This is a genomic window from Variovorax sp. ISS6, from assembly GCF_056523145.1.
Genome location: NZ_JAWRZC010000002.1, coordinates 1,665,385 through 1,678,331 on the forward strand (window position 1 = coordinate 1,665,385; position 12,947 = coordinate 1,678,331).

15 protein-coding genes are annotated in these 12,947 nt (G+C 69.3%); 13 read left to right on the forward strand and 2 right to left on the reverse strand.

The window, feature by feature from the left end; all coding sequences use genetic code 11:
- The first annotated feature begins 30 nt into the window (after positions 1–30).
- From AC1HIL_RS39420 to AC1HIL_RS39475, 12 genes are all read left to right on the forward strand, one after another.
- Entirely contained in the window at positions 31–354 is a 324-nt protein-coding gene (locus AC1HIL_RS39420) for a 2Fe-2S iron-sulfur cluster-binding protein (protein ID WP_479669481.1), read from the forward strand.
- Between the two features lie 42 nt (positions 355–396).
- Positions 397–1,053: a VOC family protein gene (locus AC1HIL_RS39425; RefSeq protein WP_057597317.1), complete on the forward strand. Its 657-nt coding sequence runs from the start codon at positions 397–399 to the stop codon at positions 1,051–1,053.
- A gap of 13 nt (positions 1,054–1,066) precedes the next feature.
- Positions 1,067–1,534 (forward strand): DUF3237 domain-containing protein, encoded by a 468-nt coding sequence (locus AC1HIL_RS39430; protein ID WP_479669480.1) that lies wholly within the window; start codon positions 1,067–1,069, stop codon positions 1,532–1,534.
- Positions 1,531–2,319 carry an SDR family NAD(P)-dependent oxidoreductase gene (locus AC1HIL_RS39435; protein WP_479669479.1) on the forward strand — a complete coding sequence of 263 codons (789 nt, stop codon included), beginning with the start codon at positions 1,531–1,533 and terminating at the stop codon, positions 2,317–2,319. The genes AC1HIL_RS39430 and AC1HIL_RS39435 overlap by 4 nt, the downstream gene beginning before the upstream one ends.
- Before the next feature lie 17 nt (positions 2,320–2,336).
- Complete coding sequence (locus tag AC1HIL_RS39440; protein WP_479669478.1) at positions 2,337–3,101, forward strand: SDR family NAD(P)-dependent oxidoreductase; 765 nt, start codon at positions 2,337–2,339, stop codon at positions 3,099–3,101.
- Between the two features lie 46 nt (positions 3,102–3,147).
- Positions 3,148–4,398, forward strand: coding sequence for a cytochrome P450 (locus AC1HIL_RS39445; protein WP_479669477.1), 1,251 nt, complete (start codon positions 3,148–3,150; stop codon positions 4,396–4,398).
- Positions 4,395–5,180, forward strand: coding sequence for an SDR family NAD(P)-dependent oxidoreductase (locus AC1HIL_RS39450; RefSeq protein ID WP_057597322.1), 786 nt, complete (start codon positions 4,395–4,397; stop codon positions 5,178–5,180). Before AC1HIL_RS39445 ends, AC1HIL_RS39450 begins: the two co-directional genes overlap by 4 nt.
- A gap of 93 nt (positions 5,181–5,273) precedes the next feature.
- Positions 5,274–5,693, forward strand: coding sequence for a hypothetical protein (locus AC1HIL_RS39455; protein WP_057597323.1), 420 nt, complete (start codon positions 5,274–5,276; stop codon positions 5,691–5,693).
- A gap of 169 nt (positions 5,694–5,862) precedes the next feature.
- Positions 5,863–6,426, forward strand: a complete 564-nt coding sequence (locus AC1HIL_RS39460) for a hypothetical protein (protein WP_057598034.1) — start codon at positions 5,863–5,865, stop codon at positions 6,424–6,426.
- Between the two features lie 160 nt (positions 6,427–6,586).
- Complete coding sequence (locus tag AC1HIL_RS39465) at positions 6,587–6,883, forward strand: hypothetical protein (protein WP_057597325.1); 297 nt, start codon at positions 6,587–6,589, stop codon at positions 6,881–6,883.
- 40 nt (positions 6,884–6,923) lie between these two features.
- The gene (locus AC1HIL_RS39470) at positions 6,924–8,606 is read left to right on the forward strand and encodes a PepSY-associated TM helix domain-containing protein (RefSeq protein ID WP_479669476.1); all 1,683 of its coding nucleotides are present in this window, start codon (positions 6,924–6,926) and stop codon (positions 8,604–8,606) included.
- Complete coding sequence (locus AC1HIL_RS39475; protein ID WP_057598032.1) at positions 8,599–8,937, forward strand: DUF3325 domain-containing protein; 339 nt, start codon at positions 8,599–8,601, stop codon at positions 8,935–8,937. Before AC1HIL_RS39470 ends, AC1HIL_RS39475 begins: the two co-directional genes overlap by 8 nt.
- Here the strand turns inward: AC1HIL_RS39475 and AC1HIL_RS39480 are convergent.
- Positions 8,858–9,736 carry a helix-turn-helix transcriptional regulator gene (locus AC1HIL_RS39480; protein ID WP_479669475.1) on the reverse strand — a complete coding sequence of 293 codons (879 nt, stop codon included), beginning with the start codon at positions 9,734–9,736 and terminating at the stop codon, positions 8,858–8,860. The genes AC1HIL_RS39475 and AC1HIL_RS39480 overlap by 80 nt on opposite strands.
- A 109-nt stretch (positions 9,737–9,845) precedes the next feature.
- Between AC1HIL_RS39480 and AC1HIL_RS39485 the strand changes: the two genes are divergently transcribed.
- Entirely contained in the window at positions 9,846–11,459 is a 1,614-nt protein-coding gene (locus tag AC1HIL_RS39485; RefSeq protein ID WP_413765644.1) for an MFS transporter, read from the forward strand.
- Here AC1HIL_RS39485 and AC1HIL_RS39490 read toward each other — a convergent pair.
- Positions 11,407–12,936, reverse strand: coding sequence for an esterase-like activity of phytase family protein (locus tag AC1HIL_RS39490; RefSeq protein ID WP_479669474.1), 1,530 nt, complete (start codon positions 12,934–12,936; stop codon positions 11,407–11,409). The two genes, AC1HIL_RS39485 and AC1HIL_RS39490, sit on opposite strands and share 53 nt — an antisense overlap.
- Between the last annotated feature and the right edge of the window lie 11 nt (positions 12,937–12,947).

Below are 12,947 nucleotides of genomic sequence, written 5' to 3' on the forward strand. Positions count from 1 at the left end.
GCGAACGACCGCCTGAGAGAAAGTCCTTCCATGCCCCGCGCCATCTACATCCATTCCAACGGCGAGCGCACCGAGCTCGAGGTCGCCGAAGGCCAGAGCCTGATGCTGGCCGCCACCAGCCAAGACCTGCAAGGCATCGTCGGCGACTGCGGCGGCGTCATGAGCTGCGCCACCTGCCACGTGATCGTCGACGAGGCCTTCATCGACAGGCTGCCGCCCGCGGTCGACACCGAGAACCAGATGCTCGACTACACGGCCGCGCCGCGCGAAGCGGGCAGCCGGCTGTCGTGCCAGATCGTCATGAGCGAGGCGCTCGACGGCATCGCCGTTCGCATCGCCGACCCTCAACTGTAAGAACGAGTTCCAAGAGCCGACATCAACACGGAGAAACGCTTCATGCAAGCCACTGCACCCGATCTCAGCACCAAGCCCAAGGCACCGCTGACCCCGAACCCCGGCCTCACGCCGATGATGCTGAACCATGCGGCCTGGGTCACGCCCGACGCGGCGGCCACCACCGACTTCTACACCCGCATCATGGGCATGGAGCTCGCGAGCACGGTGCTCGACGACAGCGTGCCCTCTACCGGCGACGCGATTCCCTACTTCCACATCTTCTTCCGCATGGGCGATGGCTCCACGCTGGCCTTCTTCGAGGCGCCGGGCGTGCCCGCGCCCTCGAAGTCCAGCCATCCGGCCTACGACATCTTCAACCACATCGCTTTGCAGGCGAAGGACCGCGCCGAGGTAACGAAGTGGTACGAGTGGCTGACCTCGCAGGGCGTGGAAGTGATCGGGCCGACCGACCACAAGGGCCTGATCCTGTCGATCTACTTCCACGACCCGGCCGGCGTGCGCCTGGAGATCACCACGCCGCTGGACAAGGAATGGAACCGCCACACCGACAAGGGCTATGCCGACCTCAAGCTGTGGGAGGACTGCAAGCGCCAGGCCAAGGCCGAGGGCCGCGACGTGCCCAAGGCGCTGCTGGAGCTGATCCAGGACGTGCGCAAGCGCTACGGCACGGGCCACGGCGAGAAGGCCGGCGAGTGAGCGGCGCGGCGGCATGACACCGATCGAACTGCGACCGCTGTTCACGATCAAGGCCGAGGTCACGGCACCGGCCCAGTTCGTGGGCGCCGTGCCGCACGGCTACACGCGGCGCGTGATGTGCGTGAGCGGCGGCCGCTTCGAAGGCGAGCGGCTGCGCGGCCGGGTGCTGCCCGGCGGCGCCGACGTGGTGCTCGAGCGGCCCGACGGCGGCCTGCACCTCGACGTGCGGCTGGTGCTCGAGGCCGAGGGCGGCGGGCTCGTCTACATGACCTACAGCGGACGCCGCAACGGGCCCACGCCCGAGGTCATGCGCAAGATCGTGAATCGCGAGCCGATCGCGCGCGGCGAGGACTACTTCCGCGTCGCGGTGCAGTTCGAGACCGCGGCACCGGGCCTCGAATGGCTCAACGACCGCATCGCGGTCGGCACCGGCACGCGCGAGAGCGACGGGCCCGTGTACGACGTGTGGGAAGTCGCATGAAACGCTTCGAGGCCAGGGCCGCCATCGTGACCGCCGCGGCCTCGGGCATCGGCCGCGCCATCGCGCTGCGGCTGCATGCCGAGGGCGCGCGCGTGCTCGCGGTCGACATCAACGCCCAGGGGCTCGCGCAACTGCCGCGCGACGAGCACCTGCAGGTCTTCGCCGCCGACGTCACGGCCGACGGCGCGCCGCAGGCCATCGTCGACGAATGCATGGAGCGCTTCGGCGAGCTGCGCGTGCTGGTGAACAACGCGGGACTGGGCAACTGCCCGCCGTTCCACGAGACCACCGACGACGACTACCGCAGGTTCGCCGACATCAACCAGAAGGCCACCTTCATGGTCACGCGCGCGGCCTTTCCGGCGCTGATCGCGGCGCGCGGTGTGGTGCTCAACATCGCGTCCACGCTGGGGCTGGTGGGCTACCGCCGGCAGGCCGTGTACTCGATGGCCAAGGCCGGCGTGATCGGCCTCACGCGCAACCTCGCGGCCGACTATGCCGACCAGGGCATCCGCGTCAACGCGATCGCACCGGGCATCATCGCCACGCCGCAGACCGCGGGGCGGCTGAACACCGCGCGCTTCCAGGCCACCATCGTCGGCACCACGCCGATGGGCCGGCCCGGCCTGCCCGAGGAGGTGGCCGGCGCGGCCGCCTTCCTGTGCAGCGACGACGCGGGCTACGTCACGGGCCAGGTGCTGGCCGTCGACGGGGGGCAGACCACGAGCGCCTACATCAGCGAACCGCTGGTGCAGTGCTGGGCCGAGGCCCATCCGGACCGCTGAAATCCAGGAGTCTTTTCATGCGCATCGCACTCATCACCGGCGCCGCTGGCGGGCTGGGGCTGGCCAGCGCCCGGCGGTTGGCCGAGGACGGCCTGACCGTTGCCGTGGCCGACCTGCATGCGGAGGCCGCCGAGCGTGCCGCCGCCGCCTTGCCGGGCGAGGGCCATATCGGCCTGGGCTGCAACGTGGCCGACGAGGACAGCGTGCGCGCCGCCTTCGACACGGTGCAGGAGAAGCTCGGCAGCGTGGCCGTGCTGGCCTGCTTCGCGGGCATCCTCAGCACGCAGCCCGCGCCGGGGCGCTTGCCCACGGTCGACATCACGCTGCATGAGTGGGACACCGTGCTGCGCGTGAACGCGCTCGGCACCTTCCTCTGCGTGCGCGAGATGCTGCGCCGCTGCGGCGGCCAGGCGATCGAGCATGGCCGCATCGTCACCGTCGCCTCGCTCGCGGGGCAGATGGGCGGCATGCAGAGCGGCGCGGCCTACAGCGCCTCGAAGGGCGCGGTGCTCGCGCTGTCGAAGGTGGTGGCGCGCGAGGCCGCCGCGCTGGGCATCACGGTCAACACCGTGGCGCCGGGACCGATCGACACGCCGATGCTGCACCAGACCGTGCCCGAGGCGCAGCGCGGCCAGAAGTACCTTGGCACCGCGGCCGTGCCGCTGGGCCGCATCGGCACGCCCGATGAGATCGCGGCCGCGGTGTCCTACCTCGTGTCGCCCGGTGCCGGCTTCGTGACGGGCGCCACGATCGACGTCAACGGCGGCATGTTGATGCGCTGACTGCTTCCGCTTCCAAGAACAAACACCCACGCCAGGAGACTTCCCGATGAATGCCATTGCCGGTTGCCCCTTTCATGCGGGGGCTTCGCCGTCCGCCGACTTCAAGCCCTATTTCAGCCCCGAGCTGCATGCGGCCTTCGAGACCCAGCGGCGCGACGAGCCCGTGTTCTGGTGCGAGGAGATCGGCTACTGGGTGCTCACCAAACACGCCGACGTCTACAGCGTGCTGCACGACGGCGCGCGCTTCTCGTCGCAGAACACCACGCGGCCCGTGACGCCGATGCATCCGGATGCGCAGGCGATCCTCAAGGAGGGCGGCTATGCGCAGACCGGCAGCCATTCGAGCCTCGACGGCGCGGTGCACAAGCGCATCCGCGGCGTGACCGGCCAGGTGCTGAACCTGCGCGAGTTCGTCAAGCTTGACGGCCACATCCGCCGGCTCGTGAACGAGGCCATCGACCGCGTCGAGGGCAGGGATGCCGTCGACCTGCTGCGCGAGGTCAACTACGAACTGCCGGCGCAGGTGGTGTTCAAGGTGCTGGGCATTCCCGACTCGGACATTCCGAACGTCAAGCACTGGGCCGGCGCGCGCAGCGTGATCGACTTCAGCCCCGCCACCCATGCCGAGCAGCTCGAGGGCGCGCGCAACATGGTGGCGTTCTGGCAGTACTGCACCGAGATGGTCCGCGAGCGCGAGAAGCATCCGCAGGACGACTTCACCAGCCGCATGCTCGAGATCCGCAATGGCGACGACGCCGTGATGACCATTCCCGAGATCATCACCCACACCTTCGGCGTTGCCTTCGCGGGCCACGAGACCACCACCAACCAGCTCACCAACACCTTCCGCAGCCTGCTCGAGAACCGCGAGCAGTGGGAAGCGCTGTGCGCCGATCCCTCGCTCGCGGCCAACACGGTGGAGGAGGGCATGCGCTATGCGGGGGCAGTGATCGGCTGGCGCCGTATCGCGCTCGAGGACGTGGAGTTCCGCGGCGTGACGATCCCCAAGGGCGCGCCCATCGTGCTGTCCTTCGCCTCGGCCAACCGCGACGAGGAGGTGTTCGAGAACCCGCAGCGCTTCGACATCCGCCGCGCCAATGCGCGCAAGCAGCTCACCTTCGGCAACGGCGTGCACTTCTGCCTGGGCGCGCCGCTCGCGCGGCTCGAGATGAAGATCGTGTTCGAGGAGTTCGCCAAGCGCTTCCCGCGCATGCGGCTGGTCGAGCCCGACCGCGCGACGCATCTGCATACCTTCGTGTTTCGCGCGCCGAGCGCGCTGGAGGTCACGCTGCGATGAGCGCGCCCGTGTTCGAAGGCCAGGTGGCGGTCGTCACCGGCGGTGCCAGCGGCGTGGGGCTGGCGCTCGCGCGGCAGCTGCTCGAGGCCGGCGCGCGCGTCGCCATCGTGGACCGCGACGAGGCCGCGCTGGACCGCGCGCTCGAGGGGCTCGATGCGCGCGATGCGATCGGTGTCGCGGCCGATGTCGCGCAGGAGGCCGACGTGCGGCGCTATGTCGATGCCGCACTGAGCAAGTTCGGCCGCATCGACCTGTTCCACAACAACGCCGCCATCGTCGGCCCGCAATCCTCGCTGCTCGAGTTCCGCATGCAGGACTTCGAGCGCATCTTCGCGGTCAACGTGCGCGGCGTGCTGCTCGGCATGCAGGCCGTGGCGCGCGCGATGCGCGACCAGGGCGGCGGCACCATGGTCAACACTGCCTCGGTGTCGGGCCAGCGCAGCAGCCGCGCCGAGGCCGGGCTCGGCGTCTACGGCGCTTCCAAGGCCGCGGTGATCCGCATGACGCAGCAGGCGGCGCTCGAGTTCGCGCCGCTCGGCATCCGCATCAACGCCATCTGCCCGGGACCGATCGACACGCCGCTGTTGCGCAGCACCTTCCTCGTCGACGGCCGCACCGAGGCGCAGGCCGAGGCCGCGCTGAAGCAGCACTTCCTGAACCAGCCGCTCAAGCGCGCGGCGAGCGCGCAGGAGGTGGCGAACCTGGTGTTCTGGCTGCTGGGGCCCCAGGCGAGCTTCGTGACGGGCGGGGTTTACAACGTGGATGGGGGGATGACGGCCTGAGCAGGGGGTGAACCTCTACGCAACGGCGAAGCGAACGGATACATTCGGCGCCTCGGCCCCGGCACCCGCCGCGAGACCGCGCGGAGGATCGCCATGCTTCCCATCGTCGTTGCGCTCGCTGCCACCGTCGTCCTGCTGGTTTGGATGGGCTTCTTCATGATGGGCTCGCTGCCGCTGCTCGTGCTCAAGCACGACACTCCGCTCGATGCGCGCTTCATCCGCGGCCTGTTCAACGTCTATTACGTCGCCGTGACCCTGACGGCGGCTGCCGCGGCGCTCAGTTATGTCTGGTCAGGCAAGTTCGTCTTCGCACTGGGCGCGGCGCTCATCGGCGCGCTGGCCTTCGCCCTGCGCGGCTGGTTCATCATCCCGCGCATGGACGCGCTGCGTGGCTCGATTCCCGAGGCCAATGCATCGATCCTCGAGTTCCGCCGGCTGCACATTGCGGGGATGCTGATCAACGTGGCGCAGTTGGCGATGGTGGCTTGGGCGTTGACGCAGTTGGGGATCTGATCGCCGGGCGCTGTGTGAGGATCGCGAGGCCGCCGTGGGCGGAAGTGCTGGGGGCTTTGGAAGCGGGCGGCTTTCTGGCATCCGCGTGGGGATCCACTCTTCCGGTTCGTGTTTTCGAGAAGCCCGGGAGACACAGCATAGGATTCATGCATCTGATGGAGGTTCATGAGTGTTCGATGAGCAAACGCTTAGAAAAATCGCCGATGGGGATGCGCACTGCACGCCATGCGACGAAGTTCGCTGCCATCAAGCAGTCAAGGATTTTTCGGTTGCGCTCGAGGATCTGCCCAATCTCGCGACTCGGACGGAGCAAGGCAGCTACAGCAATTTCTGCGCGGTGTACGTCTACGATCCGGCGCAAGCCGTGCGAGGCCAGGACCCCGAAGGTTCGTTGCACAGAAGCTTTCCGAGCCTGTTGATCTACTTCCATCATCTGGCCCCCATTGCCGCCTTGGGCATGTCTTCCTGGGGCGAGACCTTGCGATCGGACGGGACGTCCAGTTCACGTCACCTCGGAGGGCTCGATCTGCAAGACATCTCCTCTCTCGACGCGGTGCGGCCGCACTCGTTGCAAAGCCGGGTCGATGCGGCCTTGCGGAGAACTGCATACGCCGTTCAACCCCCCGAATACTTCATGCAATTTGCGCCCGACTGGTTCGGGTCGAGTCGACGGAGCGAGGGGGCGGCGCCGTGGAACAGGCTCTTCCACCTTTTCTTCCAGGTCGTAGGTTGACCACGGCGAAAAGGAAGAGTCCCTTCAGTTCTTCAGGTTGGCAAGAGTCCCCTTGATAGAATGAGAACGACTATCAATTGCCTCGAGTGACCGGTCTCCGGCCTCCAGGTACGGCAAGGTGCCACGCCTGCCTCCGTCGTCCATCCCGTCGAAGAAAGCCATGGCCCAGAACGCTGTCCCCGCCCTGCAGATCGTCTCCCGCATCGGCGCCGCCGTGCTCGGCGGCTATGCGTTCTCCTGGGGCTTCGTCGCGCTCGGCATCGGCCTGCTGTTCGCCGCGGGCATGCCGTTCCACGACGCCGAGTCGCTCGCCAGCATGCTGGCCTTCCTGGTGTTCCTGGTCGCGTTCCTCTGGGCGTTCTCGGCCGCCAACGTCAAGCGCGTGTGGCTGGTGCTGGCCGGCGGCGGCCTGTCGATGACGGCGGCGGCATCGCTCGTGCAGCGCGCGCTGCTCTGACCCGACCCGAATCGAACCATTCCCGCGAGGAGAGACTTCCGTGTTCCAGAACTTCCGCCTCTCGATGGCCTGGCTCCACACCTGGTTCGGGCTGGTGCTCGGCTTCGTGCTGATGGTCGTGTTCTTCTTCGGCTCGCTGTCGGTGTTCGACCGCGAGATCGACCGCTGGGCGATCCCCGAGACGCGCTTCGAGCCGCAGCGCATGCCCTCGTTCGACCAGGTGCTGCTGCCGCTGTTCAAGGAGGCGAAGCCCACCCCCGCCAACGTCGAGGAAGCGCGCTCGCGCGTGAACGGCCCGATGGCGACGAGCTTCGAGCCCAAGCAGTGGCTGGCCTACACCACGCACCGCGACCCGGTGCTGAGCATCTATTCGGGCTTCATCCTGCCCAACGCCAAGGAGCCCGAAGACGGGGTCTGGGGCAACGCCACCATCGATCCACGCACCGGCAAGACACTGTCGGAAGACCGGCTGAAGATCGGCAGCGATTTCTTCTACCCGCTGCACTACAGCCTGCATATCAACTGGCTGAACCTCGGCACCTGGATCGTCGGCTTCGCGGCGCTGGTGATGCTGATCGCGCTGGTGAGCGGCGTGGTGATGCACCGCAAGATCTTCCGCGAGCTGTTCACCTTCCGTCCGGCCAAGCACGTGCAGCGCAGCGCGCTCGACCTGCACAACCTCACGGGCGTGGTCGCGCTGCCCTTCCATTTCATCTTCGCGCTGTCGGGGCTGGTGGTGTTCGCGGGCGTCTATTTCCCCGTGAGCCACACCCAGCTCGAGCCGCTGCATGAGTTGCACGAGAAGCTCGAGGCCCAGGAGACCGGCCTGCCGCACGACCGCGCGGGCACGCCGGGCACGCTGGCTTCGGTCGACGCGATGGTGGCCGAGGCCCAGCGCCGCTGGGCCAGCCGCGGCATGGCGGGCGAAGTGGGCATGCTCAACGTGCAGCACGTGAACGATGCCAATGCCTACGTCAGCGTCTACCGCGCGGGCACCGACCGGGTCACGCTCACGGGCGAGGGCATCCACTTCAACGGCGCGACCGGCGAGGTGATCCGCGAGGACCCGGCGCCCACGGTGGTCGCGGGCATCAAGGACTTCCTCACCGGCTTGCATCTGCAGCACTTCAGGCACTGGCTGCTGCGCTGGCTCTACGTGCTGGGCGGGCTGGCCGGCTGCGCCTGCATCGCCACCGGCTTCATCTTCTTCGTCGAGAAGCGCAAGCGCCAGCATGCGAAGCAGGGCCTCCAGGGCGCACGCTGGGTCGATGCCTTCGCGGTCGCGACGGTGCCGGGCCTGCTGATCGCGACCTTCTCCATGCTGGTCGCCAACCGCCTGCTGCCGGCCGAGCTGCCGCTGCGCGGCAACTGGGAGATCGGCGTCTTCGCGGGCGCCTGGCTGGTCTCGCTGCTCCATGGCCTGTGGCGCACCGCGCCCACGGCGCACGGCCGTCTCGCACCGGCCTGGGCCGAACAGTGCTGGGCCGTGGCGCTGCTGGGCGTGGCGGCGGTGCTGCTGAACTGGATCACCACCGGCGATCACCTGCTGCGCACCATCGGCAGCGGCTACTGGCCGGTGGCGGGCGTCGACCTGTCGGTGCTCGCGGCGGTCTCGCTGGCCGTGATCGCGGCGCGCATGCTGCGGCGCCGAGCCGCCGAGACGGCCGCGGCCGCCGTCTCCACCGTGTCGGCGTCGAACGGATCGGCGGTGGCCCGTGTCTGAGGCCCTGATGCTCGCGGCCGCGCTGGCCGCCAACCTCGTGGGCGCGGGCCTGTTCGCGCTGTCGATGGACGTGCACTGGGAGCAGGCGCGCCCCGGCACGGCCTACCCGGTGCGCATGGCGCGCGTGCTGCGCGTGCTGGGCGCGGCCTGCCTGGTCGTGTCGTTGCTGCTGTGCCTGCGCGTCGACCATGTCTCGATGGCCTCGCTGGTCTGGTTCATGGCGCTCGCGGGGGCCGCGCTCGCCGTGACCTTCACGCTGAGCTGGCGACCGCGCTGGCTGGCGCCGCTGGTGGCGTGGATTCCCGCGCGGCCGGCGACGACGTCTCGCTGAGCGGCCCGGCGCCGTCCTCGAAGTACACCACCATGCGCAGGTGGCGGTACTCGTCCACCGTCAGCGCCTCGTGCTCGAAGGCCACGCGCCGGCCCTCGTCCAGCAGGGCCGAGATGCCGCGCGAGGGCTGCGGATCGCGCGGCGTGTCCCACCAGCGTCGGAAGTCGGGCGACAGCCGCCGCAGCTGATCGACCAGCTCCAGCATCGCAGGATCGTCGGGCGCGACCGCGAGCTCGCGTCGAAACGCGGCCAGCAGGCGCGGCGCATCCTCCTTCCAGTCCGGCAAGCGGCGGCGCAGCTCGGGATCGGCGAAGGCCAGGCGCAGGAAGTTGCGCTGCGCGGGCTCGCGGCCCGAGAAGCCGAACAGCCGGTCGGCGGCGGCATTCCACGCGACCACGTCCCAGCGCAGGTTGGTGACGTAAGCGGGGCGCGCGACCAGCTCGTCCATCATGCGCTGCACCAGCGGCGGGATGCTCGGCCAGTGATAGGCCTCGGCCGAGGGCGGCCGCTGCTGCGCGAGCAGGAACAGGTGGCAGCACTCGGCATCGTCGAGCCGCAGGATCTTGCCGATGCGCAGCAGGAAGGCTTCCGAGACACCGATCTCGCGGCCCTGCTCGAACCACGTGTACCAGGTGATGCCCACGCCCGCGAGCGCGGCCACCTCTTCGCGGCGCAGACCCGGCGTGCGGCGCCGCCCGCCGCTGGGCAGGCCCACGTCCGCGGGCGCGAGCCGCTCGCGATGGGCGCGCAGGAAGGCCGAGAGTTCGGTGCGCGTGCGGTCGAGCGATCTAGACGCCATGGCACGCCGCCCTTCGTATTGCTGCCAGTAATAGCATGAGAGGAAATATTGTCCTGTTGCCGATCCGTTCCCAGAATGATCGCTCCTTCATCATTCAGGAGTGGTTCGCATGGCTTTCGGTCTCAAACAGCACAACGGCAACAGCGTTGCGACAACGCCGCCGGCACGCGCGGGCCTCGCCCAATGGGCCGGCCTCGCCATGCTGGCGCTGCCTACGATGCTGCTGGGGCTCGACGTGACGCTGCTCTACCTCGCGCTGCCCAAGCTGGCCGAGGACCTGCAGCCCAGCGCCACGCAGGCGCTGTGGATCATGGACGCCTACGGCTTCATGATCGCGGGCTTCCTGGTCACGATGGGCGCGCTGGGCGATGCGATCGGCCGCCGCCGCCTGCTGCTGATCGGCGCCGCGGCCTTCGCCGTGACTTCGGTGCTGGCCGCCTTCGCACCCAGCGCCAACCTGCTGATCGCCGCGCGGGCCCTGCTCGGCATCGCGGGCGCGGCGCTGATGCCCTCCACGCTGGCGCTGATCCGCAACATGTTCCTCGATGCACGCCAGCGCGCGCTGGCGATCGGCGTCTGGGCCACCATGTTCGCCTTCGGCATGGCCGCGGGGCCGCTGGTCGGCGGCCTGCTGCTCGCGCACTTCTGGTGGGGCTCGGCCTTCCTGGTGGCGATTCCCGTGGTGCTGCTGCTGTGGATCGGCGGGCCGTTCCTGCTGCCCGAATACCGCGCACCGGGGCGCGCGCGCCTCGACCTCGCGAGCGTCGCGCTGTCGCTGGCGGCGATCCTGCCGCTGGTCTACGTGGTCAAGCAGAGCGCGAAGAGCGGCTGGGGCATTGCCACCACGCTGGCGCTGCTGCTCGGCATCGCCTGCGCGATCGCGTTCGTGCGGCGCCAGCGCGCGCTCGCGAATCCGCTGCTCGACATCGGGCTGTTCGCCGACCGCAGCTTCAGCGTCGCGCTCGGCGTGCTGCTGGTCGGGCTGACCGGCGTGGGCGGTGCGCTGCTGCTGGTGACGCAGTACCTGCAGCTCGTGATCGGCCTGCCGCCGGTGACGGCCGGCCTGTGGATGGCGCCGCCCGCGCTCGCGATGCTGGTGGCCGGCATCGGCGCGCCGCTGGTCGCGCGGCGCGTGCGCCCGGGTTTCGTGATGGCCGCGTCGCTCGCGCTGTCGGCGCTGGGCCACGGCCTGCTCGCGCTGCTGCCCGTGCTGCCCGCGACGCAGGGCCTGGGCTGGGCGGTGGCCGGCTATGCGCTGATCTACCTGGGACTGGGAACGCTGGCCGCGCTGGGCACCGACCTCGTGATCGGCGCGGCGCCGGCCGCCCATGCGGGCTCGGCCTCGGCGCTGTCGGAAACGGTGCAGGAACTCGGGGTCGCGCTCGGCGTGGCGATCTTCGGCAGCCTGACGACCGTGGTTTACCGCGCGGGCATCGCCGAGCATCTGCCGCGCGGGCTGCCCGAACAGGCGGCCCGCGCGGTGGAAGAGGGCCTCTGGAGCGCGACCTCGCTTGCGCAAAGCCTGCCCGCGGGCCTGCTCGACGAGGCCCGGCACGCCTTCGTGGCCGGGCTCGGCGTGTCGTCCGCCGTGGCGGCCGCGGGGATCGCGGCGCTGGCCGTGGTGTCGGCCGTGGCGCTGCGGCGCATCGCGATCCCCGCGCCGCGCGCGCTCAAGCCTTCGCGGAAGGCAGCGCCAGCGGCTTCGGCAGCCGGATGCGGATGAACTCGTTGCCGTCCACCTTGTTCGGCAGGCGCGAGGGCGAGCCGCCGGGGTAGTTGTTGTCGTTCACCAGCATCAGCGTCTGCGCGTCGGCGATCGTGACCACCTCCACGCACTCCATCGGGAAGGCGAAGACGCCGTCGATGGTGGCGTCGCCGCCCAGGCCCTTCGGGTCCTTCAGCGCCATCAGGTCGACGATCTCTTCCTTCTTGAGGTAGCCGCTGCTGTCGACCTGCGCGAGGTCGATCCTGTAGACGCGCTTGAAGCGCGCCGCGTTGCGCCAGGTGCCCGAGGCCGGGAACTTGCCGCTGCGCACGTCGCCCGCGCCGCTGTCTTTCTCGACCACGAGGAACTCGGTGTCGTTGATCGCGACCATGTCGTTGACGCTGTAGACCTCGGTCTCGAGGTTGCCGTCGCCGTTGATGCGCTGGCCGGTGCTGACCTTGTAGGCGTAGACGCGCGGCTCGAAGTTCTGCGAGGCCAGGTCGAACACGCTGATGATGCGGCGCTGCGCGTTGTCGCCGTTCATCTCCTTCTCGTACATCGCATAGAGCTTGGTGCGGCTGGCGTTGATCGCCATGCTTTCCAGGCCGCCCGAACCGCCGAGGTTGGCCACCGAGGTGTTCGACTGGATGTACGGGTTGTTCGGCGTCTGCACCAGTGGATTGCCGCCGATCTTCGCGAGGTTGGGCATCTGCACCTCGCGCGCGACGAGGCGGCCCTGGCGGTCGAACTTCAGCAGGAAGGGACCGAACTCGTCGCCGATCCAGAAGTTGCCCTGCGCATCGATCTGCAGCGACTCGGGGTCGATGTCGTAGCCGGTCAGCAGGCGGCCCGAGACGATCGCCGGGTCCACGGCCAGCGTCTGGCCGGCCGGCGACACCGAGCTGCCCGGGTAGTTGACCATGTCGGCCACGGCCGGATAGCCGAGGTTGCGGTAGGGATCGCTCAGGCGGATATAGCTCTGCGCACTGAAGGACGAAAGCGTCTCGCCGGTCTGGAAGTTGGCCGGGATCACCTGGCCCTTGGCCCAGTCGAACTTCACCGCGTAGATGTGCAGCAGGGCGTCGGGCGAGGCGGCGCGGCCGCCGAAGCCGTTGTCCTGCATCGCGTAGAAGACGCCCGGCATGCCGCTGGGCACCAGCGCCGAGAAGCCCTGCATCGGCTGCTTGCCCTGGAAGGGCAGGGTGTAGCCGTAGGTGTCCCTGGCGCGCGTGTAGTCGCCGCCCGAGATGAACTGGCCCGAGGTCGGGCCGGCCACGTAGCTGTCGGCCGGCAGCACGGCGCGGCCGGTCAGCGTCGGGGACGTGACCTCGGGTTCGGCCACCGGCGCGGGCGCCGGTGCGGGAGCAGGGGCCGGCGCGGGTGCCGGCACGAAGGGGAAGCCGCCGCTGCTTCCGCCGCCGCCGCAACCGGCCAGCAGCGCGCCGCCCGCGCCGAGCAGCAGGCCGCGGCGCTGGATGTTGTTCTTCGATGTCATGTCTGGGTCTT